The organism is Rhizobium acaciae (genome assembly GCF_025941625.1).
Taxonomy (GTDB): domain Bacteria; phylum Pseudomonadota; class Alphaproteobacteria; order Rhizobiales; family Rhizobiaceae; genus Rhizobium; species Rhizobium acaciae.
In genome coordinates this window covers 233,711-257,268 of sequence record NZ_JAPCZO010000010.1, presented here as the reverse complement: position 1 = coordinate 257,268, position 23,558 = coordinate 233,711, and the positions used below count along the sequence as shown (strand labels likewise).

Annotated in this window: 22 protein-coding genes; 10 read left to right on the top strand and 12 right to left on the bottom strand. The window is 61.7% G+C overall.

All coding sequences use genetic code 11. The features are described from left to right. From OLZ32_RS18045 to OLZ32_RS18025, 5 genes are all read right to left on the bottom strand, one after another. Nucleotides 1-412: GNAT family N-acetyltransferase (locus OLZ32_RS18045; RefSeq protein ID WP_264421917.1), on the bottom strand; the 412-nt coding region annotated here is incomplete at its 3' end. A 4-nt stretch (nucleotides 413-416) separates the two neighbouring features. Beyond that, complete coding sequence (locus OLZ32_RS18040; protein WP_264399306.1) at nucleotides 417-2,486, bottom strand: hypothetical protein; 2,070 nt, start codon at nucleotides 2,484-2,486, stop codon at nucleotides 417-419. A 1-nt stretch (nucleotide 2,487) separates the two neighbouring features. Continuing rightward, nucleotides 2,488-5,301, bottom strand: a complete 2,814-nt coding sequence (locus tag OLZ32_RS18035; RefSeq protein ID WP_264399305.1) for a DUF4159 domain-containing protein — start codon at nucleotides 5,299-5,301, stop codon at nucleotides 2,488-2,490. Then, nucleotides 5,298-6,218 carry a DUF58 domain-containing protein gene (locus OLZ32_RS18030; RefSeq protein ID WP_264399304.1) on the bottom strand — a complete coding sequence of 307 codons (921 nt, stop codon included), beginning with the start codon at nucleotides 6,216-6,218 and terminating at the stop codon, nucleotides 5,298-5,300. The genes OLZ32_RS18035 and OLZ32_RS18030 overlap by 4 nt, the downstream gene beginning before the upstream one ends. Nucleotides 6,219-6,231: 13 nt before the next feature. Then, nucleotides 6,232-7,242, bottom strand: coding sequence for an AAA family ATPase (locus OLZ32_RS18025; protein WP_003541786.1), 1,011 nt, complete (start codon nucleotides 7,240-7,242; stop codon nucleotides 6,232-6,234). 158 nt (nucleotides 7,243-7,400) lie between these two features. Here OLZ32_RS18025 and OLZ32_RS18020 point away from each other — a divergent pair, with 158 nt between their 5' ends. The 3 genes from OLZ32_RS18020 to OLZ32_RS18010 are packed head-to-tail and all read left to right on the top strand — an operon-like array spanning nucleotide 7,401 to nucleotide 9,921. Beyond that, nucleotides 7,401-8,024, top strand: coding sequence for a DUF1285 domain-containing protein (locus OLZ32_RS18020; RefSeq protein WP_131664585.1), 624 nt, complete (start codon nucleotides 7,401-7,403; stop codon nucleotides 8,022-8,024). Continuing rightward, nucleotides 8,021-8,671 (top strand): CoA pyrophosphatase, encoded by a 651-nt coding sequence (locus OLZ32_RS18015; RefSeq protein WP_264399303.1) that lies wholly within the window; start codon nucleotides 8,021-8,023, stop codon nucleotides 8,669-8,671. Before OLZ32_RS18020 ends, OLZ32_RS18015 begins: the two co-directional genes overlap by 4 nt. Continuing rightward, entirely contained in the window at nucleotides 8,668-9,921 is a 1,254-nt protein-coding gene (locus OLZ32_RS18010) for a CCA tRNA nucleotidyltransferase (RefSeq protein ID WP_264399302.1), read from the top strand. Before OLZ32_RS18015 ends, OLZ32_RS18010 begins: the two co-directional genes overlap by 4 nt. On the opposite strand, the gene OLZ32_RS18005 is transcribed toward OLZ32_RS18010, so the two are convergent. The 3 genes from OLZ32_RS18005 to hemF form a co-directional block, all read right to left on the bottom strand. Continuing rightward, nucleotides 9,922-10,107 carry a DUF1059 domain-containing protein gene (locus tag OLZ32_RS18005; protein ID WP_003541778.1) on the bottom strand — a complete coding sequence of 62 codons (186 nt, stop codon included), beginning with the start codon at nucleotides 10,105-10,107 and terminating at the stop codon, nucleotides 9,922-9,924. A gap of 114 nt (nucleotides 10,108-10,221) precedes the next feature. Beyond that, a complete protein-coding gene (locus OLZ32_RS18000; protein ID WP_024319518.1) occupies nucleotides 10,222-10,491 on the bottom strand; it encodes a hypothetical protein in 270 nt (89 codons plus the stop codon). A gap of 103 nt (nucleotides 10,492-10,594) precedes the next feature. Beyond that, the gene (hemF, locus tag OLZ32_RS17995; RefSeq protein ID WP_017989093.1) at nucleotides 10,595-11,506 is read right to left on the bottom strand and encodes an oxygen-dependent coproporphyrinogen oxidase; all 912 of its coding nucleotides are present in this window, start codon (nucleotides 11,504-11,506) and stop codon (nucleotides 10,595-10,597) included. Nucleotides 11,507-11,684: 178 nt separating this feature from the next. Here hemF and OLZ32_RS17990 point away from each other — a divergent pair, with 178 nt between their 5' ends. After that, nucleotides 11,685-11,945: a hypothetical protein gene (locus OLZ32_RS17990; RefSeq protein ID WP_003541775.1), complete on the top strand. Its 261-nt coding sequence runs from the start codon at nucleotides 11,685-11,687 to the stop codon at nucleotides 11,943-11,945. Between the two features lie 3 nt (nucleotides 11,946-11,948). Here OLZ32_RS17990 and OLZ32_RS17985 read toward each other — a convergent pair whose 3' ends face one another. Continuing rightward, nucleotides 11,949-13,595, bottom strand: a complete 1,647-nt coding sequence (locus tag OLZ32_RS17985) for a Na/Pi cotransporter family protein (protein WP_011652969.1) — start codon at nucleotides 13,593-13,595, stop codon at nucleotides 11,949-11,951. Nucleotides 13,596-13,810: 215 nt separating this feature from the next. Then, on the bottom strand, nucleotides 13,811-14,272 hold the full coding sequence (locus OLZ32_RS17980) for a tRNA (cytidine(34)-2'-O)-methyltransferase (protein WP_003541773.1): 462 nt from the start codon (nucleotides 14,270-14,272) through the stop codon (nucleotides 13,811-13,813). A 386-nt stretch (nucleotides 14,273-14,658) separates the two neighbouring features. Between OLZ32_RS17980 and OLZ32_RS17975 the strand changes: the two genes are divergently transcribed. Both OLZ32_RS17975 and OLZ32_RS17970 read left to right on the top strand, forming a co-directional pair. Then, complete coding sequence (locus tag OLZ32_RS17975; RefSeq protein WP_017989091.1) at nucleotides 14,659-16,515, top strand: ABC transporter ATP-binding protein; 1,857 nt, start codon at nucleotides 14,659-14,661, stop codon at nucleotides 16,513-16,515. Between the two features lie 102 nt (nucleotides 16,516-16,617). Beyond that, nucleotides 16,618-16,887: a ribbon-helix-helix domain-containing protein gene (locus OLZ32_RS17970; RefSeq protein ID WP_264399301.1), complete on the top strand. Its 270-nt coding sequence runs from the start codon at nucleotides 16,618-16,620 to the stop codon at nucleotides 16,885-16,887. A 347-nt stretch (nucleotides 16,888-17,234) separates the two neighbouring features. Here OLZ32_RS17970 and OLZ32_RS17965 read toward each other — a convergent pair whose 3' ends face one another. Next, nucleotides 17,235-17,465 carry a CopG family ribbon-helix-helix protein gene (locus OLZ32_RS17965; protein ID WP_026159969.1) on the bottom strand — a complete coding sequence of 77 codons (231 nt, stop codon included), beginning with the start codon at nucleotides 17,463-17,465 and terminating at the stop codon, nucleotides 17,235-17,237. Nucleotides 17,466-17,627: 162 nt separating this feature from the next. Here OLZ32_RS17965 and OLZ32_RS17960 point away from each other — a divergent pair, with 162 nt between their 5' ends. Next, nucleotides 17,628-19,541: an ABC transporter ATP-binding protein gene (locus OLZ32_RS17960; protein ID WP_264399300.1), complete on the top strand. Its 1,914-nt coding sequence runs from the start codon at nucleotides 17,628-17,630 to the stop codon at nucleotides 19,539-19,541. On the opposite strand, the gene OLZ32_RS17955 is transcribed toward OLZ32_RS17960, so the two are convergent. Beyond that, nucleotides 19,497-20,429: an endonuclease/exonuclease/phosphatase family protein gene (locus OLZ32_RS17955; RefSeq protein ID WP_017989087.1), complete on the bottom strand. Its 933-nt coding sequence runs from the start codon at nucleotides 20,427-20,429 to the stop codon at nucleotides 19,497-19,499. The genes OLZ32_RS17960 and OLZ32_RS17955 overlap by 45 nt on opposite strands. Before the next feature lie 283 nt (nucleotides 20,430-20,712). Between OLZ32_RS17955 and petA the strand changes: the two genes are divergently transcribed. Genes petA through OLZ32_RS17940 form a run of 3 tightly spaced genes read left to right on the top strand, consistent with a single transcriptional unit; the run spans nucleotide 20,713 to nucleotide 23,484 of the window. Continuing rightward, nucleotides 20,713-21,291 carry a ubiquinol-cytochrome c reductase iron-sulfur subunit gene (gene petA, locus OLZ32_RS17950; protein WP_003541752.1) on the top strand — a complete coding sequence of 193 codons (579 nt, stop codon included), beginning with the start codon at nucleotides 20,713-20,715 and terminating at the stop codon, nucleotides 21,289-21,291. A gap of 14 nt (nucleotides 21,292-21,305) precedes the next feature. After that, a complete protein-coding gene (locus OLZ32_RS17945; protein WP_003541751.1) occupies nucleotides 21,306-22,574 on the top strand; it encodes a cytochrome b in 1,269 nt (422 codons plus the stop codon). 25 nt (nucleotides 22,575-22,599) lie between these two features. Next, complete coding sequence (locus tag OLZ32_RS17940; RefSeq protein WP_264399299.1) at nucleotides 22,600-23,484, top strand: cytochrome c1; 885 nt, start codon at nucleotides 22,600-22,602, stop codon at nucleotides 23,482-23,484. The last annotated feature ends 74 nt before the right edge of the window (nucleotides 23,485-23,558 follow it).

Genomic DNA, 23,558 nt, shown 5'->3' with positions numbered 1-23,558 from the left:
GGCTTTTCCGGAGGAAGCTGCGCGTGCGGCCTTCCGGGAAATCCTTAAGCTCTCCGAAAACCTCATAACCCTGATGCAGATAGACGCGCAGAGCCTGCGGGCTGAATGTGTCGATCCAGGCACCGCGGCACCCGCGCGCCTTGGCCTCTTCTTCCGCTTTTGCGAGGATATTGCCCGCGATACCGGTGCCGCGCAGGGTGTCGGGAATATAGAGCATCTGGGTGAAGAGCCAGCCCCAGGCGGTGAAGCCTGAAAGACCGCCCGTCACTTTGCCGTCGGTATCGCGGATGAGGACGGCGAGCGGCCGGCGATCCGAGGGGCCGACATCGGCGTTGTTGAAGGCCGAGAGCGCATCGGTGATCACTGCCAGTTCCTCCGGCGAGGGCGAGGCGGTGAGCTCGAATTCCGGCATGAGATTAGCGCCCTTCGCGCCACCACATGGCGCCGAAGGCGAGCAGCAGGATGCCGACGCCGGCGAAACCGGCAAAGAGCGGCAGCGTGTTGATGCCCTTCAAGACCGTCTCGTTGGTCATGCGGATCATCATGCGATCGTTGTCGGAGACGCGCACCTGGCCGCGCACCGGCAGGATCGGCGGCACGGAGATCGCGCCACTTGCGTTGGAGACGCGGGCGACGAGACCCTTGCTTCTGTCGGCGACCGGCTGCAGCACATCGGTCGTCGAGATCATCGCCTTGAATTCCGGTGCGTCGACTGCGCCGATATGGACAAGCGTCGACAGCCTGCCGTTGCGGACTTCGAAGAGGCCGATTTCGTCCATCCTCTTTTCGGCCTTGTAGAGCCCCGGTTCGGACTGGGTGAGCGGCAGCGTTTCGGTCTTGCCGGAGGGATAACGCACGGTGGCATTGCCGGGATTGTCGCCGATCGTCTGGCGGGTGACTTCAAGGGTCCGGCCTGAGGCGCGCGCCGTCAACGCTTCTTCCTCGAGCGCCGGCTCCTTCATCAGCCAATGGGCGATACGGCGATAGAGCGAAACATTCGGACCGCCGCCTTCGAAGCCGCGCGCCCAGAGCCAGCCCTGATCGGAAAGCAGCATGGCGACGCGGCCCTGACCGGCGCGGTTCAGCACCAGCAGCGGGTGGTTGTCGGCGCCGAGCATGATCGTCTCGCCCTGCGGCCGATCGACATCGACGCTGCGGAACCAGCGGCCCCAATGCGGCGGGTCCTCGCCCGAACCGTCCAGGCCGCGCGTGACCGGATGTTTGCGGCCTTCCTCGGACAGGCGGGGATAAAAGGCCTTCTCGATCATCTCTCCGGTGGGCGTTGCGGGCAGAACCGAGGAAAGCGGCGTCAGCGCAATGGAATCGGGGCCGGCATGCTCGGGACCGGCGGCGATCAGCAGCGCGCCGCCGTTGTCGACATATTGCGCGATGTAATCGTAATAGAGCAGCGGCAGCACGCCGCGGTGCTGGTAGCGATCGAAGATGATCAGGTCGAAATCCTTGATCTTGTCGACGAAGAGCTCGCGCGTCGGGAAGGCGATCAGCGACAGCTCGTTGATCGGCGTGCCGTCCTGCTTTTCCGGCGGACGCAGGATGGTGAAGTGGACGAGATCGACAGAGGCATCGGATTTCAGCAGGTTGCGCCAGGCGCGCTCGCCGGCATGCGGCTCGCCGGAGACGAGCAGGACACGGAGATTCTGGCGGATGCCGTCGATGACATGAACGGCGCGGTTGTTGGCGGTGGTGACTTCGCCGGGAAGTGCTGCGACCGAGAATTCGAGCACATTGCTGCCGCCACCCGGCACCTTGAAGGAGAACGGTGTATCCTGCCCGGGTGTCGCCTGCAGGGTGGCGATCTCGTCACCATTCAGCTTTACCGTGACATCGGCTGTGCCGCCGGGGCTCGGGCCGTCGTCGAAGACGCGCAAGATCACCTGCTGCTCTTCGTTGACGATGCCGAAGCGCGGTCCCTTGATGACTTCGATGCGGCGATCGAATTCGTTGGCCTTGCCGGTTACGAGGCCATGGATCGGCGCGTCGAAACCGAGCGCCTGATTGGCGCCCGGAACATCATGGACTTCACCGTCGGTCAGCATGATGGCGCCGCCGATACGGGCGGGCGGGACATCGGCAATGTTGGCCGACAGCGCGTCGAATAGACGCGTGGACGGCACGTCGGAATTGACGTCTCCTTCGACATCGACGAAGCGGGGCTCTATCTGAGGGAAACGGGCGAGCTGCCCCTTCAAGGCCGCAAGCGCATCGTCGGTCATCTTGACGCGATCGGGCGTCTGCTGGCTCTGGCTTCGATCGACAAGAACGGGAACGATCGTCGACAACTGATCCCGATCTTCCTGCAGCAGCACAGGATTGGCAAGCGCGGTCAGCATGGCGAGTGCTGCCAGCGTTCTGATCCAGGCGCCGCGAATGCCGCGCCAGATGGCGAAGGCGGCGACGATCGCACTGACGACAGCCAATGCAGCCAGAATCGACCAGGGCAGGAAGGGCGAAAAGTCGAACGTCATCTCATTGTCCTAACCGTTCGAGGAGGTCGGGAACATGGACCTGGTCGGTCTTGTAGTTGCCGGTCAGCATGTACATCATGATGTTGACGCCGGAACGGTAGGCATATTCGCGCTGCGTTTCATCCGACGGCACGGTCGGCAATATCGGTACGCCGTTCTCGTCGATCGCCCAGGCGCCGGCGAAATCATTGCCGGTGATCAGGATCGGCGAAACGCCGTCGGCCGTCGCCGCCGATTTTTCGCTCGGCCCCTGACCGCCTTGCCGGGCCTCGATCCAGAGAGGGCTGCCGGCATAACGACCGGGAAAGCTCGACAGCAGATAAAAGGATTTCGTCAGCACGTGATCTGATGGTACCGGCTCGAGCGCCGGAATGTCGAGATTGGCGAGGATTGCCTGCAGCCTCTCACCGTTGGCGCTGACATTGCCGCCATTGTCCAATGCGCTGATCTGATCGCGCGTATCGAAAAGCACGGTGCCGCCGTTGCGCATATAGGCATCGATACGGCTGATCGCTGCCGACGATGGCATTGGCGCCGTTGCCGAAACCGGCCAGTAGATGATCGGATAAAAGGAGAGCTCGTCTTTAGTGAGGTCGATGCCGACGGGCGGCGCCGGCTCCAGCGTCGTGCGAAAAGTCAGGAACTGGGTCAGTCCCTCGAGACCGCGCTCGGATATATTGTCCACGTCCTGTTCGCCGGTGACGACATAGGCGAGGTGGGTGTTATCAAGTCTTTGCAGGATGAGGTCGTCGCCGGGTTGGGAGTCGTCGGCGTGAAGCGTGCCGGGTTGGATGAGAAAGCCGGCGCAGACGGCGACCGCGATCATCGCGGCGGTGCGGACAGCCGGGCGCAATCGCGAGAATGCGCCATTCATGAAGAGGACGATCAGGCTATCGGCCAAGAGCAGCAGGAAGGCTGCGAGAAAGAGTGCGGGTTTTGCCGACCAGCTTTCGCCGCCGATCAGGCCTTCGCGCACGGCATTGGTCCCTGTTGTGTCGATCGGCTTCAGTTCGGCGTTCTCGGGCAGCACGTTCAGGGAGGTGAAACCATCCTCCGAACCGTAGAGCCCGGGAGGGTTGTCGAAATTCGCCGTCGGTTCGACTCCGGCTTGCGGAATGAGCGGCCGCGCCGATCCTGTCTCGGAGACGAGCGTTCCCTTGGCCGTCAGCATGCGGAATGGCGGCAGGGTTTCCGAAACACGCGCATTGCCGCGCGCCTCCGATGTCACGCCGCCCGAGCGCGATATCTGCAGGAGGTGGCGCAGCATGTCGACGAAAGTGCCGGAGATCGGCAGATCGGACCAAGTTGCTTCCGCGGTGACGTGAAACAGGACGATCTGGCCGGATGCGAGCTGCTTCATCGTCACGAGCGGCGTTCCGTCAGCCAAGCTTGCCCAGGTGCGTTCGGCAAGATCGGGTGTCGGTTCGGCAAGCACCTGCCGCTTGACGACGACATCGGAGGGACGCGCTATGCCGGCGAAAGGTCCGAAACTCGGAAATTCGGCAAGCGATTGCGGCTCGCTCCAGGACAAGGTACCGCCCAGCGCCCGTTCTCCCTGACGCAGGATGACAGGGATCAGCGGATCGTCCGCAGGGGCTGCCGCCATGCGCGGGCCGGCAAAACGCAGGAGCATGCCGCCATTCGATATCCAGCGCGTCAAAGGCTCGTAGGTCTCCTCCGGCAGCCGGCCGATATCGGCCATGATGATGATGGAGGGATTGCTGGTGAGAAGTTTTGGTATTGCGACCGAAAGATCGGAATCGGCAGGTTGGATCAGATCCGCATAGGGTTGCAGCGCCCGCTGGATATAATAGAGCGGCGAGAGCAGCGGCTGGAACTCGTCCCCTCCTTCGCCTGACAGCAAGACGACGCGGCGGCGCTTGAATGCGTCGTCGAGAAGGTGGACGGCGCCTGCCGTCGCGCCGTTGTCGACGCTGACACGCGCGAAATCGTTGCGCATCTCGAAGGGGGCGGTGATCGAACTGGTCGCGACGTTCTGGCCGGGGCGGAAATCCGCCCTGCCATTGGCGATCGAGCGGCCCTGGGTATCGACGGCGTTCAGCGCTACCGATGCTGCCTGCGAACTGTTGAGCCGCGTAACCTTGACGGTCATGGCATCCGCCGCATTGTTGGCCGCCGTGATCGCGACCGTCCGCGCTGCATCGCCCTCGATCAGGCGCAGATCGGCGGGCTGAAGTTCGGCGAGCCTGCGCACCGTCGCGTCGTCGGGCCTGGCGGCGGTGCCGTCGGTCAGGAAGGCGATGGTGCCGGGCTTGATGCCGTTCAGGGCGGCGCGCAGCGCCTGGAAGGCGCGTTCGCGGTCCGGCACCAGCGGTCGCGGCTCGGCGGCGCGCAGCTTGTCGCGGGCGGCAGCGGCGGTGCCGGGCACGGCGTCGTTGGTCGGATCGGCGGTGAAGGCGATCGACACGGGTGTGCCGGCGGATTCGGCGTCGTCTATCAACGCGTCGGCGGTCTGGATGCGGCGCTCCCAGTCGGGTGCCGCTGCCCAGCTATTATCGACGAAGAGCACGAGCGGGCCACCTGATGCGAGCGAACTGGTGCGTGGATTGAAAACCGGATCGGCGATCGCAAGGATGATGGCGGCGGCGAGCAGCATGCGCAGCAACGTCAGCCACCACGGGCTTTGCGCCGGCGTCTCCTCGCGCTTCAGCACGGAGGCTAGAATTTTCAGCGGCGGAAAGATTTCGGTCTTCGGACGTGGCGGCGTCAGCCGCAGCAGCCACCAGATGACGGGCAAGGCGACGAGCGCGCCGAGAATGGCGGGATAGGCGAAAGCGAAGGGAAGGGCGTTCATAGCTGCCCTCCATGCGTTGCCTTGGCCGGCATGCCGGACAGATACATGTGCACCGCGACCAGCGCCTCCGACGCAAGGTGATCGGTGCGGTGGCTCGCGAAGGTCCAGCCGAGATGGCGCAGCGACTGGCCGAGGCTGTCCCTGCGGGCGAGGTAGGCGTTGCGATAGGCCTCGCGGATATGTTCGGCGCGGCCGGAGATAAGCTTGGCGCCGCCCTCCGGATCGGTGAATTCGGTTCGGCCGCTATAGGGGAATATCTCTTCGGCGGGATCTGATATCTCGACCACGTGGCCGCGCAGGCCGCGGCGGGCAAGCGGGCCAAGCCGTTCCATGATTGCCGGCGCATCGTCGAGGAAATCGCCGATAAGGACGAGGTCGCTCCAGCCGCGGATCATCGCCGTTTCCGGCAGACCGCCGGTCAGCGGCGTGTGCATGAGAGCGGATGCGAGGCGTTCGGCGGCGTTACGGGCGGAAGCGGGTTCCATGATGCCGGGGCAGCCGATGCGCTCGCCGGAGCGGGCGAGGATTTCGGCAAGCGCCAGCATGATGACCAGCGCGCGGCTTTCCTTGGAGACGCTGCCATAGCTCGACTTGTACATCATCGAGGGCGACATGTCGCACCAGAGCCAGATCGTGTGCGCCGCCTCCCATTCGCGCTCGCGCACATAGGTATGATCATCGCGGGCGGAGCGGCGCCAATCGATGCGCGACAGGCTCTCGCCCTCGGCATAGGGTCGGAACTGCCAGAAATTCTCGCCGATGCCGCGCTTGCGGCGACCATGCCAGCCGGCGATCACCGTGTTGGCGATGCGCTTGGCTTCCACCAGGCAGTCCGGCACTAAAGCGGCCCGCTGCCTGGCGCGGGAAAGGGCATCGCTGCCTGACGTCGGGTTGACGATCTGTCCGATAGATGCCACGCGTCCGGCTTCCTTATCCCTTTGCCTGCTTGACCAGTCCGGCGATGACGTCACGCACTGACATGCCTTCGGCGCGGGCGGCGAAAGTCAGCGCCATGCGGTGCTGAAGAATGGGTTCGGCGAGCGCGAAGATATCGTCAAGAGACGGTGCGAGACGGCCTTCGTAGAGCGCGCGGGCGCGCGCGCAGAGCATCATCGCCTGGCCGGCGCGAGGGCCAGGCCCCCAGGCGACGTTCTTGTCGGTCGAGGCATTGCCCTGTCCTGGACGGGCGGAACGCACCAGCGCCAGGATGGCATCGACAACCGTGTCGCTCACCGGCATCTGGCGCACCAGCGTCTGGATCTCGATCAGCCGCTGCGCATCGATGACGGCTTCCGGCCGGGTTTCGCCCAAGCCGGTCGTCTCGAGCAGGATCTGGCGCTCGGCGGCGAGTTCGGGGTAGTTGACGTCGACCTGCAGCAGGAAGCGGTCGAGCTGGGCTTCGGGCAGGGGATAGGTGCCTTCCTGCTCGAGCGGGTTCTGGGTGGCGAGCACATGGAAGGGCGCCGGCAGGTCATAACGCTGGCCGGCGATCGTGATGTGATATTCCTGCATGGATTGCAGAAGGGCCGACTGGGTACGCGGCGAGGCGCGGTTGATCTCGTCGGCCATCAGGAGTTGGGCGAAGACCGGACCCTTGACGAAACGGAACGAGCGGCGTCCGCTGTCGTCCTGGTCCATCACCTCGGAGCCGAGAATATCCGAGGGCATCAGGTCCGGCGTGAACTGGATGCGGTTGGCGGCAAGGCCGAGCACTTCGCCGAGCGTCGTCACCAGTCTGGTCTTGGCAAGACCGGGAACGCCGACGAGCAGGGCATGACCGCCGGACAGCACAGCGAGAATGGTGTTCTCGACGACGCTTTCCTGACCGAAGATCACTTTCGAGACTTCCCCGCGGATGGCGGCGATATCGGAGAGCGCCTTTTCGGCGGCGGCGACGATCGCCTTTTCATCGAGGCTGGCTTCGGTCTTCATCATACCCATGCGTATCTCCAACGGCTGAAATCATTCGGCAGCGAATCGGCGGACTTATACATGTGCCTCATACCCGATAGAGTTATGGAGATGTGACGGGCTGACAAGTTCGTTGCGAATGACTATCTCGTGACTTTACTTCGTTAAGGACAAACCGGGACGGAAGAATGGCAGCCGAGGAAATCAGCGGACAGGCGGATGCGGCGGGACTTGCCGCACTGATTTCGCGCGCATCTCAGGAAAATGCCGGTAAAAAACGAGGATTACCGCCGGTCGAGCGGTGGAATCCGCCTTTCTGCGGCGATATCGACATGGAAATCCGGGCGGACGGCACCTGGTTCTACATGGGCACGCCGATCGGCCGACCGGCGCTGGTGCGGCTGTTCTCAACGGTTTTAAGAAAAGACGACGACCAGAAGACCTATCTCGTAACTCCTGTGGAAAAGGTCGGTATAAGGGTCGTCGACGCGCCTTTCATCGCCGTGGAGATGAGCGTGACGGAGGGGCAAGGCCAACAGGTGCTGACCTTCCGCACCAATGTCGGCGATGTCGTGGAGGCGGGAGGAGAGCATCGGCTGCGCTTTGCCATTGCGGGTGAGAATGCCGAATTGAAACCCTATCTGCATGTGCGCGGGCGGCTGGAGGCGCTGGTGTCGCGTGCGGTGATGTATGAACTGGTGGCGCTCGGCGAGACGCTCGAGGTCGAGGGACAGGCGATGTTCGCCGTCCGCTCCGCCGGAGAGGTCTTTGCGATGATGCCGGCCGATGAACTGGATGCGCTTTCCCGATGAATGATGCGATTACCCAACGTTATCCGCTGTTTTCCGCAGCCGAATTCCGCCGCCGCGCGCTCAACCAGAACGGTGGGCCGGTCGATCATGCCTGGCGTGATCACGGGGACCACATCCTCAATCCCGATATCGTCGCGGAGGTCGAGACCTTTAAGCTGCGCGATGCCGCCGTGCTCGTGCCCGTCGTCGACGACGGCGAGGAGGCGCATGTGATCTTCACCAAGCGCACGGCGACGCTGCGCAAACATTCCGGGCAGATCGCCTTTCCCGGCGGCTCGATCGATCCCGCCGATATCTCGCCCGAAATGGCGGCGATCCGCGAGACGGAGGAGGAGATTGGCCTCAACGGCTCCTTCGTCGAAACCGTCGGGCGGTTGCCGAATTACCTTGCCTCGACGGGCTTCCGCATTACGCCGGTGCTCGGCGTCGTGTCGCCGGGCTTTGCGCTGACGCTGAACCCGACCGAGGTGGACGACGTGTTCGAGGTGCCGCTTTCCTTCCTGATGGATCCTGCCAATCACACCCGCGACAGACGTGTCATCGACGGTATCGACCGGCATTTCTACCGCGTGCCCTATGAAACCAGAATGATCTGGGGCATTACCGCCGGCATCGTCCGCACGCTTTACGAAAGGCTTTATGCATGACCGGCATCGCCGACCAAGCATGGTTCCGCGACCCGGCCCTCGGCCGGATCTTGGCGCTTCTCAGCGCCGATGGGGGGGAAGGGCGGGTGGTTGGCGGTGCTGTGCGCAACAGCCTGATGGGCCTGCCGGTCAATGATATCGACATCGCCACGACACTCAGACCGGAGGCGGTGATGGAACGGGCGGAGGCGGCCGGCGTCAAGGCAGTCCCAACCGGTCTCGATCACGGCACGGTGACGCTCGTCATCGACGGCAAGCCCTTCGAGGTGACGACCCTTCGCACCGACGTCGAGACCGACGGACGCCGTGCCAAGGTTGCCTTTAGCACCGACTGGAAGGCAGACGCCGAACGGCGGGATCTGACGATCAACGCGCTTTATGCCGATGCGGGGGGCGAAGTGGTCGATCTCGTCGGTGGGCTTGCCGACATTGAGAGGCGCAACATACGCTTCATCGGCGATGCGGCAATGCGTATTGCCGAGGATCATCTGCGCATCCTGCGTTTTTTCCGCTTCTTTGCCTATTATGGTTCCGGACGGCCGGATGCAGAGGGGCTGAAGGCGTGCTCCGCGGCGCGTTCGAAACTGACGTCGCTTTCGGCAGAACGGGTCTGGTCTGAACTGCGAAAGCTGCTAGGTGCTGCCGATCCCGGCCGCGCGCTGCTCTGGATGCGGCAAGTGGCGGTGCTGACGGAAATTCTGCCGGAAACCGAACGATGGGGGATCGATGCGATCCCTTCGCTGATCACCACCGAAAAGGCGCTCGGCTGGTCGCCCGATCCGCTGCTGCGCCTAGCGGCGATCGTGCCGCCCGATGTGGTGCGACTGGAGGCGCTTGCAGCCCGGCTCAAGCTCTCGAATGCGGAAGCGGCCACTCTCAAGGCCTGGGCAATGGCAGCGCCAGCCAATGACGACATGTCGTCGGCCGCCTTCGAACGGCTGCTTTACCGCAACGGCGCCGGCGGCATCACGACACGGCTGAAGCTGGCGCTTGCGGTTGCGCGCGGCAAGGCTGAAAGCGATTTCGACGAAATGGCGCGGTCGGCGCGACTTATTAAGCTGCTGGACAGGGCAATGCACTGGAAGAAGCCACAGTTTCCGCTGAACGGTGGCGACGTGATTTCGGCGGGAATCGCGTCCGGCCCGCGCGTCGGCGAGCTGCTGGCCGGTCTGGAAAACCAGTGGGTGGAGGAAAACTTCGTTTCCGACCGGGCGGCGCTGCTCGCCCGGCTGCAGGAACGCGTGCAATAATCAGGCTGCGTTCGCCTCGTCGCGGATGCGAGCCTTGATATTATCCACCATGTTCTCGCGGATCGTGGTTTCGCCGTGGGCGTCTTTCAGGTGCTCGACGGTCCGGCGGACCACCTCGGCGTCATTATCCGCCCTGGTATGCCAGGCGCAACCGGGAACGAGTGTGCCACATTCGAAAAGTCGCATGGTCTTTTCCTCTATCCTGAACACAACGACAATCGCGCTTTCACGCGACTGATGAATGTGCGGGAGGAGAGAAGGTTCCGGCCGGCATTGACATGCCAGCCGGCAAAAGCAGTATCAGTCGGGCATCGCCCAGGCTTTGTAAGTATCCGAAAGGTGCTCGGGCATGTTGCTGTTGGCGGCCGCTGCTTCGTTCTGCAGCTGTTCCGGCGACTTTCCGCCAGCCAATTGCAGCTTGACCTGCTCGATGAAGCAGGACAGCGGCAGATCCGAGCCGCTCTTGGTCCTGAGTTGCTCGGCGATGCGCGTCAGAAACTCCGGGGTGTCGATCGTGCGGGATGTTTCCTGGACATCCGCGGACGCAGGCGAGCCACTTTGTATCGTCATGACAATCCTCCTCCGATTGTTACGCACATACATATAAAGTTAGGACGCTCTGAGTTTTCGTGAAGGTCTATCACCTCGAATTTATCGATGAGATATCACAGTTTCATGGCCAGCGGACGACGGGGGGCAGCGAGGAGAGAATGGATTCGACGTTGCCGCCGGTCTTCAGGCCGAAGATCGTGCCGCGATCATACAGTAGATTGAATTCGACGTAGCGGCCCCGGCGGATCAATTGTTCGTCGCGATCGGCCTCTGTCCACAATTTATTGAAGTTGGAGCGGACGATTTTCGGATAAACCATGGCGAAAGCCCGGCCGACATCTCGCGTGAAGGCGAAATCGGCGTCCCAGCCGCCGGCTTCCTCGCTTGAATGCAGCCAGTCATAGAAGATGCCGCCGATGCCGCGGGCCTCGTTGCGGTGTTTCAGGAAGAAATAGTCGTCGCACCAGGCTTTGTACGCATCGTAATCGGCGACGGCATGATTGCGGCAGGCGATCTCCATGGCCTTGTGGAAGAGCTGGCTGTCTTCGTCCTCCTGCGTGCGGCGGCGCGACAGCACCGGCGTCAGGTCGGCCCCGCCGCCGAACCAGCGGCTGGTGGTGACGACCATGCGAGTGTTCATGTGCACGGCCGGAACGTTTGGGTTCACGGGATGGGCGATCAGCGAGATGCCCGAGGCCCAGAAACGCGGATCGTCCTTGGCGCCCGGTATTTGGGCGCGGAAATCCGGGGCGAATTCGCCGTAGACGGTGGAGGTATGGACGCCGACCTTTTCGAAGACGCGGCCTTCCATCATCGACATCCGGCCGCCGCCGCCGGCGCCGTTTTCGCGTGACCAGTCCTTGGCGACGAAGCGGCCGGGCTCCTGATCGGAAAGCGGCCCTTCCAAGTCATCCTCGATGGCTTCGAAGGAGGCGCAGATCGTATCCCGCAATCCCTCGAACCAATTGCGGGCGGCAGCCTTCTTCTCTTCGATATCGTCAGGCAAGCCGATCGGCAGTTCCGGTCGTTCCATTTACGCCTCCAACGGTCGGCATCTCCGTCGGAGGCGACTCGCTCATTCTTGATTGCACGTCATGATTAGCAGTTGGTGCTGCATCTCGCCAAGCCGAGGCAAGCACCGCCGAGCACTTCCAAGATTCGACTCGCAAATCAAGAATTTCGATACTACCTTTTCCGAGGAGGTAGTTTTGATGAAGAAAGTTCCAGGGCCTCCGTCCTTCGACGGACTGAAGCGCAGGATAGCGAGACATCGGGCGGAAAATCCCCCGAGCAAGAAAGACCATTTCGTGCGTGAGACATATTGCCTCGGCCTCATGGACGCACGCGCCAAGGCGCGCGAATGGTTCGACGAATATCCGAAAGCCGCCTACTGGACCGAGGTGGAGAGCTGGCGCCAGCTCGACGGCGACCAGATCGAATTCACCATGCGCCGATTGCCTTCGGCCGACTGACCGTCACTTCGCAGTCGCTCGCACGCGGCTTTCGATCAGCAGGCCGCTTTCATCCATGATCGGATGCGCCACCGAGACGATGTGGGCGTTGATGCGCTTCAGGTCGCGCAGCATGTCGAGATGCAGCGAACTCGTTTGCAGGCTGTCGGCGCGTCCGTCACGCAGGCGTTCGAGATGGCGCTCGGCAGACTGTTTCTCCATCCGCCGCACCTCGACCTTTACCTCCATCATCTGGCGCGCCAGATTGAAATCGCGGGTGACGAAGATCGTCTGGGCGACGCGCAGATTGTCGATGGTCAGGTCGAACAGCTTGCGTAGTTCCTGATGACCGTCCTCGGAAAATTTCAGGCCGAGGGAGATCTTTTTCGCCACCTGCTCCAACAAGCCCTTCTCGATGATATCGCCCATATGTTCGAGGTTGATCGCATAATCGATGACGACGATCGAGCGGCGGGCGTTCTCATCGCTGAGACCCTCGCGGCCAAGCTTCGAGAGATAGACTTTCACCGCCTGCTGCAGCCGGTCGACGCGGTCTTCGAGGGCGGATATCTCGGCAAGCTTCGATGCGTCGTTACGCTCGAACGCTTCGGAGACGCGGATCAGCATGCGCTCGATGAGGTCGCCGACGCCGAGCACTTCGCGGGTGGCGCTGGCAAGGGCCACGACCGGCGTCGAAAGCTCCTGTGCATCCAGATATTTCGGCGCGTTATCGGGTTCTGCCTGATCTGGCACCAGCCGGGCCATCAAGGCGGCGAGCGGCCGGGAGAATGGCCAGGCCAGAGCCGCCAGCAGAAGGTTGAAGGCAAGATGCGCATCGACCGGCAGCTTGGCGGGACCGAAGGGCAGCATTTGGATGAGTTCCGCGCCATATCCCGCCAGCGGCAGGGCGATGAGGCAGCCGAGCGTGCGGACGGCGAGATTGCCGAGGGTGACGCGCCGCGCCGAAACCGGCCCGGACAATGTCGCGACGACAGGCGGTATCGCACCGCCGAGATTGGCGCCGAGCACGAGCACGATGACAAGTTCGGCGGAGACCATGCCGGCCGACGCGAGCGACAGGATGAGCACCACCACCGCAAGGCTCGACGAGGACGCGAAGGCAAGTGCTGCCGAGACGATCATGGCCACGGGCAGGGCGCCGTCCAGCAGGCCGATGAAGGCGGCAAGGGCGGGAGAGGCGCGCATCGGTTCCGTCGCAAGGCCAAGGAGGTGCAGCGACAACAACATCAGCCCGATGCCGATCAGCGCTGTGCCGCCGCCCTGGCTGGCGCTGGAACGGCCGCGGCAAAGCACGATGCCGACAAGGATCAGAAGCGGAGAGAGCCATTCGATGCCCGTTGCCACGATCCAGGCGGTGATTGCCGTGCCGACATTGGCGCCGAGCAGGACGATCTGCGCCATGCGCGGCTTGATCAGGTCACGCTCGACGAAGGAGGCGGTCATCAGCGCCGTGGCCGTCGAGCTCTGCAGCGCGATGGTTGCGACGAGGCCTGACAGGAAAGAACGAAGGCTGCCGCGCGTGCCGGTCGCCAGACCTGTTCTCAGGCGGGCGCCGAAGGCCCTGGACACGCCATCCTTTACCTGTGCGAGGCCGAACAGCAGCAGAGCCACGGCGCCGAACAGGTTGATCATGATGATTGTAGAGTCCATTTTATTGTTTTTATTCTTCTTTCACAGATCTGGAGAAATGCGGTTTTCCTCACATAGCCATTCCAACTTGTTGGAATCATGGAGGCCAATACTGAATTTTTGATTGCCGGCTAATAAATATACGCCGGTTTGACGGATAGACAACGCTATTTTGCGACATATTCGGGAGCGGATCGGCAATTCCGCGGGCTTTGCTCCGCCAGCGCTGGCGTCAGTCAGGCCCAGACAGTTTGGCGCATCGCCTCGCCGACGATCATCGCGGCCGAGACGGCGACGTTGATCGAGCGCTGGCCTTCGACCATCGGGATCAGCACGCGCGCATCGGCTGTTTCATGCACCTGATCCGGCACGCCGGCGCTTTCGCGACCGAAGAGCAGGACGTCGTCCGGGCGGAAGGAAAGATCGGTGTAGCGCTCCGCAGCCTTGGTCGAGGCGAGGATCAGGCGGCGGCCGGTGGTCAGACGCCATGCTTCGAAGCGGTCCCAGCTGACATGGCGGGTGAGGGCGGCGGCGGCGATATAGTCCATGCCGGCCCGTTTCAGGTTGCGGTCGGAGATGTCGAAGCCGGCGGGTTCGATCAGATCGACCGCGAAGCCAAGGCAGGCGGCAAGACGCAGGATGGTGCCGGTATTGCCTGCTATATCCGGTTGATAGAGTGCCAGTCTTAGTGAAGTCATGATGCGCCGTTTTCCCGCTTTCGCCGCTCAAGGCCTAATGCAACTGTGATTTCGGCGCAACAGGGCGCGTTTTGACCCGAAGAGATGAAATTTTTGGCAGAACAGGGCTGGAAAATTCCTCGTTTTCGCGTTATCGGTGCATATGTTCAATCGCCAGCAAGGAGCGCCAGAATGAATATTTTGCTGTATGTGCGCCTCCCGGCCATGATGCCGAGCAGTGCGATTTTCCGCCGATAGTGCGGGTTTCTTCCCTGAATTTCCTTTTTTGATCCATTGTGCGGCTGTCTCAGCCTCGCCCCTTGAACGTTCGGTTCCCATATGTGCTTGCATAGCGCTGGGATGGCGCGAAGCCGGGAGCCGGAACGCTGACGTTTCGGAGCAATTTCATGTTTGGCTGGTTCGAACAGCGACTCAATCCCTTTCCAAGCGAGGACCCTGTCGCCCCGCCGAAAGGTCTCTTTGCCTTTTGCTGGCATTACAGCAAGCCGGCTGCGCCCTGGCTCGGCCTGATGGCCGTGCTGACCGCGCTGATCGCTATCGGCGAAGTGGCGCTCTTCCAGTTCCTCGGCGACATCGTCGACTGGCTGACCAATGCCGACCGCGCCACATTCCTGGAGAGAGAAGGCCACAAGCTTTTCTGGATGGCGGCGCTGGTGCTGATCGGCCTGCCTGTAGTAGCCGGGCTCGATTCACTCATCATGCATCAGATGATGCTCGGCAATTATCCTATGATTGCACGCTGGCAGATGCACCGCTTCCTGCTGCGCCACAGCATGTCGTTCTTCGCCAACGAATTTGCCGGGCGTGTCGCCACCAAGGTGATGCAGACCTCGCTTGCCGTACGCGAAACGGTGATGAAGATCCTCGACGTCTTCGTCTATGTCGTCACCTACTTCCTGACGATGATCATCGTGATTGCGGCGGCGGACTGGCGGCTGATGATCCCGATCCTCGTCTGGCTCGCGGTCTATATCAGCATCGTCGCCTATTTCGTGCCGCGGCTTCGCAAGATCGCGGCGGCGCAGGCGGATGCGCGTTCGATGATGACGGGCCGCGTGGTCGACAGCTATACGAATATCGCGACGGTCAAACTGTTTTCGCATGCGGGCCGCGAGGAGGTCTATGCCAAGGAGGGCATGGACGAGTTCCTGCAGACCGTACACAAGCAGATGCGCAAGGTGACGCTCTTCCACATCTTCGTCTACGTGAACAACTGCGTTGCGCTCTTCGTCATCTCGGGCCTGTCGATCTGGTTCTGGCTGAACGGGGCGATCTCGGTCGGCGCCATCGCCATCGCCATCGGTCTTGCCATGCGCGTCAACGGCATGTCGCAATGGATCATGTGGGAAGTCTCGGCGCTGTTCGAGAATATCGGCACGGTCTATGACGGCATGGAGATGATGAGCAAACAGCACGACATCGTCGACCAGCCGGGCGCACCCACCCTGACGGCGAAGAAGGGCGCGATCCACTACGACCGCATCCGCTTCCACTACGGCAAGAGCAAGGGCGTCATCGACAACCTGTCGCTCGACATCAAGGCAGGCGAGAAGGTCGGTCTGGTCGGTCGTTCCGGTGCCGGCAAGACGACGCTGATGAACCTGCTGCTGCGCTTTTACGATCTGGAGGCCGGCCGCATCACTATCGACGGGCAGGATATCGCCGGTGTCTCGCAGGAAAGCCTGCGTTCGCTGATCGGCGTGGTGACGCAGGACACCTCGCTGCTGCATCGCTCGATCCGCGACAACATCGCCTATGGTCGTCCCGAAGCGACGGACGACGAGGTGATCGAGGCTGCCAAACGCGCCAATGCCTGGGAGTTCATCGAAGGGCTCGTGGACATGCAGGGCCGCGCGGGGCTCGACGCGCAGGTCGGTGAACGCGGCGTCAAACTGTCAGGCGGCCAGCGGCAGCGCGTCGCGATCGCCCGCGTCTTCCTGAAGGACGCGCCGATCCTGGTGCTCGACGAGGCGACCTCGGCGCTCGACTCGGAAGTCGAGGCGGCGATCCAGGAAAACCTCTTCGCCTTGATGGAGGGCAAGACGGTGATCGCCATCGCCCACCGGCTGTCGACGCTGACGGAGATGGACCGGCTGATCGTGCTCGACAAAGGCCGGATCATCGAGGCCGGCTCGCACAGCGAACTGATCGAAGCAGGCGGTATCTATGCCGACCTCTGGAACCGCCAGTCCGGCGGCTTCCTCTCCGATCACGCCGACGAAGCGGAAGTGGCGGCGGAATAAGATGAAATGAGGCCCTCCCCGCGAAAGCGGGGAGCCTGCTTAACTGTTGAGAACAATTAAGAAGCTGTGCTACATTTCCTGGTCTCAACAAGGATACCGCCTATGGCGACCGTGACGATTTCATTGCCAGACAGCCTCAAGGCTTTTGTCGAAAGTCAGATGGCCAGCAAGGGCTATGGCAATGTCAGCGAATATTTCCGCGTCCTCGTTCGTGATGCGCAGGCGCGCGAAAACGAGGCGCGGCTCGAGGCTTTGCTGCTCGAGGGCCTGGCATCGGGTGATGCCGTGGAGGCAACGCCGGCATTCTGGAGCGATCTGAGAAAAGATGCCGCGCAGTTGCTAGCCGCACAGAGCAAAAAGAAGTCGCCGTGAGGCTTACTGTCAAGCCGGCCCGCTCGCAACGATGTTCTGTTGCAGCTTGCCTATCTTGCGGAGCATGGCGGAGAGGAGTTCGGTCTGCGGTTCCTGCATGCGACCGAGCAGTCTTTCACACGCCTTCTCGACTATCCTCATTCCGGCACGCCTAAAACATTCGTCAATTCGCATTTGGCGGGCGTTAGATCATAGCCTGTTTCAGGTTTCGAGGATATTCGCGCTTATATCTTGTCGAGGGTGACGTAGTTACGATCTTGCGCGTTCTGCACGGCCGCCGGGATGTTATTGGCATTCTTGGCGAGGATTGACGCCCGCCGACGACCATGCGGAGATTGTTTTTCCGCTCACAAACTGTCGGCCCAGTCGATCACGCGGTGATGCTCGACGACGACCATGGTGTTGGCGGCCGCGATCGTGCGCAACGCGACGAGGCGGCGGTGCTCCTCCTGATCGATCCAGGTGGCAATGGCCTCGGCGACGATCTCGTCGCGCGGCAACCCCAGGGCGAATGCCAGGGCATCCAGCCTTTCTGCAAGCGGAAGCGGAATATGCACATCGAGCATTTTCGTTTCCATGGAAGTGGTCTCCGGTAAAGCGCGATCGTAACGTGAGATTGTGACCGGTTCGGGGGCATTCAATGGGTATGCCGCCGATGTTACCATTAATTACCAAAATATAAGGTTTCGGTCGCTTTTCATTCCCTTTGCCGGTCCGGTTATTCCGCCTATATCGCTTCTATGTTCTTAAGCCCCATCCTCCGCCGGTTCGAAACCTGGATCGATCCGTTCCGCCCACGCGCCAATCTCCAGCCGCCGCGCTCGACGCTTGGATTCATCTGGTTCTATATCGGCCAGGCGAGGATGCCGTTCATCGCCATGCTCGTTCTAGGTGGCACGTCGGCGGCGATCGAGGCAGCGCTCTTCTGGTTCGTCGGGCGGCTCGTCGATATCCTCGGCAGCATCACGCCGGGTGCCGGCTGGAGCGGTCTTCTCGCCGCCCATGGCGGCGAATTGTTCGGCATGCTCGCCCTCATCGGGCTGGTGCGCTTCATCATCGCCTTCCTGATCGCGCTCGTCGACCAGCAGGTGATCACGCCGGGTTTTTACAATCTCGCACGCTGGCAATCCTATCTCCACGTCTCCAGGCAGTCATTGTCGTTTTTCCAGAGCGATTTTTCCGGACGCATCGTCACCAAGGTCTGGTCGGCCGGGCAGGCCACCGGCGATCTCGTCACCTCGCTGATGGAAAGCGTCTGGTTCGTCGGCATCTATGCCGCAACGACGCTCGTGCTCGTCGCTCGGCTGGACTTTTCCCTTGCCGCCGTCGTGCTGTTCTGGCTTGGCGCCTTCAGCCTGCTTGCCCGCCACTTCGTCCCGCGGATCCGCCATCATTCCCGCGAAACGGCAGAAGCTGGATCGATGCTGAACGGCAGGATGGTCGATTCCTACAGCAACATGCAGACGCTGAAGCTGTTTGCACGCGACGAGGAGACCGACCGCTACATGCGGCAAGGCTTCGATATCTATCAGGATACGGTGCTGCGCTTCACGCGGTTCATCACCGGCGTCAGGGCCTCGATGGCGCTGCTCTCCGGCCTGATGATCGTAACGATGGCGGGGCTCTGCGTCGATCTCTGGCTGCGCGGCCTCATCAGCTCGGGTGCGGTGGCGTTTTCGCTGGCGCTGGTGCTCAGGCTGAATTTCCTGCTGGGAAGGCTGATGACGCAGTTCAACGGCATCATGCGCAACCTCGGCACCATTCAGAACGCCGCCGAGCTGATCTCCCAGCCTCTGGGGCTCGTCGATCGGGCGGATGCGAAGACCCTGGTGATCCGGCAGCCTGGAGTCCGCTTCGACAATGTTTCCTTCCGCTACGGCAAGGGCCACCAGCCGGTCGTGGAGAATTTCTCGCTGACCATCCGCCCGGGCGAAAAGGTCGGGATCGTCGGCCGTTCGGGCGCGGGTAAATCGACGCTGATGAACCTGCTGCTGCGCCTCTACGATATTCAGGACGGCCGTATTCTGATCGACGGCCAGGATATTGCAGCCGTGACGCAGGAATCCCTCAGGATGCAGATCGGCGTCGTCAGCCAGGATACCTCGCTGCTGCATCGTTCAGTGCGCGACAATATCCTGTTCGGGCGGCCCGATGCCGGCGAGGAGGGGCTGGTTGAGGCAGCCAGGCGCGCCGAAGCCATCGACTTCATCGAACGCCTGCAGGATCAGCAGGGCCGCAGAGGTTTCGATGCGCATGTCGGCGAACGCGGCGTCAAACTGTCAGGCGGGCAACGGCAGCGCATCGCCATTGCCCGCGTCATGCTGAAGGACGCCCCGATCCTCGTCCTCGACGAAGCGACATCGGCGCTCGATTCGGAAGTGGAAGAAGCGATCCAGTCCAATCTCCATCAGATCATGGAAGGCAAGACGGTGCTTGCGATCGCCCATCGGCTGTCGACGATTGCCGCGCTCGACCGGCTGATCGTCGTCGACCTCGGACGGATCATCGAGGAAGGCAGCCACGACGAATTGCTTCGCCACGGCGGGCTCTATGCCGAACTTTGGGCGCGCCAGTCCGGCGGCTTCCTTGCTACGGATGAGGATGTGGGCTCAAGGGTCGACGACGAATTCCGCCATGAGGCCAAAATGATTTGATCCGAAGCCGTTTTCGATGCGGCGGACCGATTTCAGCCGCAGCGGCGCCCGGGTAAAGATATGATCGATCGGAATACCGAAGGCGCCGGCGCGGATCGGCCATGTCGCGGGCTCCAGCGATGCCGTGCCCAAGCCTTGAGTGCGCATGAGATACTGCACGTCGGGCGCGAGAATCGACGTATTGAAATCACCGGCGAGAACGAGCGGTCCCGAAAGGGTAGGGATGATCTCCGCGAGATCCCAGATCTCCAGGCCGTGGAACTCGTCGTAATAAGGTTTGGTCAGGTGCGCGGCGAGGAAATTGACCTTCTGTCCATCGAAATCGATCGTCGAGATCGTCAGCCGGTTGCGCCAGAGCAGGCCGAGATTGCGGATGCGGGGTTCGATCAGCGGACGCTTCGACAGCACCAGCGTATCGCATTGCGCCATGCCGACGCCGCAGCCGATGTAATAGGGATAGATCTTCAACAATCGCGGCAGTTCCGACAGCAGCGGTTCTGCCTCCAGGATGTTGACGACGTCGGCGCCTGAGGCGATGACCATGTCGGCGATGTCAGGGCCGTTTGCGAAATTATCGTTCTCGATATTGAAGGACATCAGCCTGAATAGGGCCGGGCGGCTCTCCTCGACTGATGGTTCGACGAATTCGCGCATCATCACGATGCCATGGACTGCAAGAACCACCGATACCACAAGGGTCAGCAGGCCATACCAGTGCCGCTTGACGAGAAGGGCAGCGACCGAGGCCACCGCGCCGGCTGCCGCCAGATGAACCTGGAAGCTGTAAAAGAAGGACAACAGATAAAAATCGGTGACGTATCGCAGGGAGATGATGGCGAGAACAAGCGTCGTAAGGACGCTGAATACGCAAAAAATCGTGTCTCTCATCCGCTCCGGTCCGGCTCGATGGCGTGGTAGCGACTGCGCCTATCACGGCGGCTTTTTTGTTGCAATGCAACATAACGGCAAGCGCGTGTTTGCCTTAAAAAATTCATCCGAAATTTCCCGCGACATTGTGCCCTCATCCCCTTGCCAAGGCTGGACATAATTTGCGATCAAGCATAGAACGCGCCGGATTGCTGGGGAATCTATGGCCGAATTGTGTCTAGAGAGATTCGCCGGTAGAGGGGTAGGGCGGAATTCCGCGAAAATTGCGCAGAGGATGTTAGCCGTGAGCGAACACGAAACGACAAGCGAGGGCACGGGCGAACCCACTCGCCGTGATTTCCTTTATCTCACCACTGGTATGGCAGGCGCCGTCGGCGCCGTCGCGGTCGCTTGGCCGTTCATCGATCAGATGCGTCCTGACGCTTCGACGCTTGCTCTCGCCTCCATCGAAGTCGACGTTGCCAGCCTCGAGCCCGGCATGTCGCTGACGGTCAAGTGGCGCGGCAAGCCGATCTTCATCCGCAATCGCACGCCCGAGGAAGTGGAAGCGGCAAACGCCGTCCAGCTTGCTGATCTGAAGGACCCGATCGCGCGCAATGCAAACCTTCCTGTCGACGCTCAGGCAACGGGTGTTGACCGTTCGGGCGGCAAGGGCAAGGAAAACTGGATCGTCATGATCGGCACCTGCACCCATCTCGGCTGCGTCCCGCTCGGCCAGGCCGGCGAATACAATGGTTGGTTCTGTCCCTGCCATGGCTCGGTCTACGACACGGCCGGCCGCATTCGCAAAGGTCCTGCGCCCGAGAACCTAGCGATCCCGACCTTTTCATTTGTGTCCGATACCAAAATCAAGATCGGTTGAGGGGAGACTGATATATGAGTGGCCATTCCAGCTACGAGCCGTCAACCGGCCTCGAGAAATGGGTCGATGCGCGCCTTCCGCTGCCGCGCATGGTCTATGACAGCTTCATCGCCTACCCGGTTCCGCGTAACCTGAACTATGCCTATACCTTCGGCGCCATGCTCGCCGTCATGCTGGTGGTGCAGATCCTGACGGGCGTCACGCTCGCCATGCATTACGCGGCTGAATCGTCGGTCGCCTTCAACTCCGTTGAAAAGATCATGCGCGACGTCAACCAGGGCTGGCTGCTGCGCTATATGCATGCCAACGGCGCATCCTTCTTCTTCGTCGCGGTCTACCTGCACATTGCCCGCGGCCTCTACTACGGCTCCTACAAGGCGCCGCGAGAAATTCTCTGGATTCTCGGTGTGGTCATTTATCTCCTGATGATGGCGACTGGCTTCATGGGTTACGTTCTGCCCTGGGGCCAGATGTCCTTCTGGGGCGCGACCGTCATCACCGGCTTCTTCTCGGCCTTTCCCCTGATTGGCGAATGGTTGCAGCAGTTCCTACTCGGCGGCTTTGCGGTCGAACAGCCGACGCTGAACCGCTTTTTCTCACTCCACTACCTGCTGCCCTTCATGATCGCCGGCGTCGTCGTCCTGCACATCTGGGCGCTGCACGTCGTCGGCCAGACGAACCCGACGGGCGTCGAGGTCAAGACGAAGACGGACACGGTGCGCTTTACGCCCTATGCGACCATGAAGGATGCGCTCGGCGTATCGATCTTCCTTATGGTCTATGCCTATTTCGTCTTCTACATGCCGAACTTCCTCGGCCATGCCGACAACTACATCCCGGCCGACCCGTTGAAGACGCCGGCCCACATCGTTCCGGAATGGTACTTCCTGCCGTTCTACGCGATGCTGCGTTCGATCACCTTCAACATCGGCCCGATCGACTCCAAGCTCGGCGGCGTGCTCGTGATGTTCGGCGCGATCATCGTGCTCTTCTTCCTGCCCTGGCTCGATACCTCAAAGGTCCGTTCCGCCGTCTACCGCCCTTGGTACAAGCTGTTCTACTGGCTGTTCGTGATCAACGCGATCATCCTCGGCTGGCTCGGCTCGCAGCCGGCGGAAGGCTTGTTCACCACGATCTCGCAGATCTGCACACTCCTCTACTTCGCTTTCTTCCTGGTCGCGATGCCGGTTCTCGGCTTGGTGGAAACACCGCGCCGCATCCCGAACTCGATCACCGAAGCGGTGCTCGAAAAGCGCAACAAGACCGCAGCGGTCAAGGCATAAGCGAGCGACGGAAGGGAATAGAAATATGAAAACGCTTGTTACAAGCATTCTCTCGTTCGCATTCGCCGCCGGTCTCGGCAGTGCGGTGCTGGCCCAGGAGGCGACGCCCGGCAACGGTGCAGCTCCGGCCCATCACGCGGAAGGTGAGACGCCGCATTATCCGCTGAAGCATCCGAAGGAGGAGGAATGGTCTTTCGCCGGTCCGTTCGGCCATTACGACAAGGGCCAGCTCCAGCGCGGCCTCAAGGTCTACACGGAAGTCTGTGCAGCCTGTCATTCGATGAAGCTCGTGCCTTTCCGTACGCTCGACGAACTCGGCTATTCCGAGGCGCAGGTGAAGGCCTTCGCCGCGAATTACGAGGTCCAGGACGGTCCCGACGCCAGCGGCGAGATGTTTACCCGCAAGGCGGTTCCTTCCGATTACTTCCCGTCGCCTTTCCCCAATCCTGAAGCCGCGGCTGCTTCCAACAATGGCGCGGCTCCGCCCGACTTTTCGCTGATTGCCAAGGCCCGCGCGGTCGAGCGTGGCTTTCCGCAGTTCGTTTTCGACATTTTCACGCAGTATCAGGAAAGCGGCCCGGACTATATCCACGCGTTGCTGACCGGCTACGAAGAGCCGCCGGCCGGTTTCCACGTGCCGCAGGGTGGACATTATAACCCTTATTTCAATGCGGCCGCCGTCCTCGCCATGCCGAAGCCGCTCTCCGACGGGCAGGTGACCTATGACGACGGCGCGCCGGCGACGGTCGACCAGTATTCGAGGGATGTCTCCGCCTTCCTGATGTGGGCCGCCGAGCCGCACCTCGAGGCGCGCAAGCGCACCGGCTTCATGGTCATGATCTTCCTGGCGATCTTCACGGTGCTGATCTACCTGACGAAGCGTTCGATCTACGCCAATAAGGAACATTGAGCGGTTCCCGATCGACATTCAAAAGGCGGCCTCTGGCCGCCTTTTTTGTTGGTTCCGCCTCTGGCAATTGATAG

Excerpts from the sequence above, each read along its gene's own strand:
- OLZ32_RS17965 (WP_026159969.1), bottom strand. The coding sequence starts at position 17,465 with ATGGAAACGAAAATGCTCGATGTGCATATTCCGCTTCCGCTTGCAGAA.
- hemF (WP_017989093.1), bottom strand. The coding sequence starts at position 11,506 with ATGGAACGACCGGAACTGCCGATCGGCTTGCCTGACGATATCGAAGAG.
- OLZ32_RS18025 (WP_003541786.1), bottom strand. The coding sequence starts at position 7,242 with ATGGGTATGATGAAGACCGAAGCCAGCCTCGATGAAAAGGCGATCGTC.
- OLZ32_RS18010 (WP_264399302.1), top strand. The coding sequence starts at position 8,668 with ATGACCGGCATCGCCGACCAAGCATGGTTCCGCGACCCGGCCCTCGGC.
- OLZ32_RS18040 (WP_264399306.1), bottom strand. The coding sequence starts at position 2,486 with ATGACGTTCGACTTTTCGCCCTTCCTGCCCTGGTCGATTCTGGCTGCA.
- OLZ32_RS17945 (WP_003541751.1), top strand. The coding sequence starts at position 21,306 with ATGAGTGGCCATTCCAGCTACGAGCCGTCAACCGGCCTCGAGAAATGG.
- OLZ32_RS17970 (WP_264399301.1), top strand. The coding sequence starts at position 16,618 with ATGGCGACCGTGACGATTTCATTGCCAGACAGCCTCAAGGCTTTTGTC.
- OLZ32_RS18000 (WP_024319518.1), bottom strand. The coding sequence starts at position 10,491 with ATGACGATACAAAGTGGCTCGCCTGCGTCCGCGGATGTCCAGGAAACA.
- OLZ32_RS18005 (WP_003541778.1), bottom strand. The coding sequence starts at position 10,107 with ATGCGACTTTTCGAATGTGGCACACTCGTTCCCGGTTGCGCCTGGCAT.
- OLZ32_RS17985 (WP_011652969.1), bottom strand. The coding sequence starts at position 13,595 with ATGGACTCTACAATCATCATGATCAACCTGTTCGGCGCCGTGGCTCTG.
- OLZ32_RS17940 (WP_264399299.1), top strand. The coding sequence starts at position 22,600 with ATGAAAACGCTTGTTACAAGCATTCTCTCGTTCGCATTCGCCGCCGGT.
- OLZ32_RS17990 (WP_003541775.1), top strand. The coding sequence starts at position 11,685 with ATGAAGAAAGTTCCAGGGCCTCCGTCCTTCGACGGACTGAAGCGCAGG.
- OLZ32_RS17975 (WP_017989091.1), top strand. The coding sequence starts at position 14,659 with ATGTTTGGCTGGTTCGAACAGCGACTCAATCCCTTTCCAAGCGAGGAC.
- OLZ32_RS18015 (WP_264399303.1), top strand. The coding sequence starts at position 8,021 with ATGAATGATGCGATTACCCAACGTTATCCGCTGTTTTCCGCAGCCGAA.
- OLZ32_RS17980 (WP_003541773.1), bottom strand. The coding sequence starts at position 14,272 with ATGACTTCACTAAGACTGGCACTCTATCAACCGGATATAGCAGGCAAT.
- OLZ32_RS17955 (WP_017989087.1), bottom strand. The coding sequence starts at position 20,429 with ATGAGAGACACGATTTTTTGCGTATTCAGCGTCCTTACGACGCTTGTT.
- OLZ32_RS18020 (WP_131664585.1), top strand. The coding sequence starts at position 7,401 with ATGGCAGCCGAGGAAATCAGCGGACAGGCGGATGCGGCGGGACTTGCC.
- OLZ32_RS18035 (WP_264399305.1), bottom strand. The coding sequence starts at position 5,301 with ATGAACGCCCTTCCCTTCGCTTTCGCCTATCCCGCCATTCTCGGCGCG.
- OLZ32_RS17960 (WP_264399300.1), top strand. The coding sequence starts at position 17,628 with ATGTTCTTAAGCCCCATCCTCCGCCGGTTCGAAACCTGGATCGATCCG.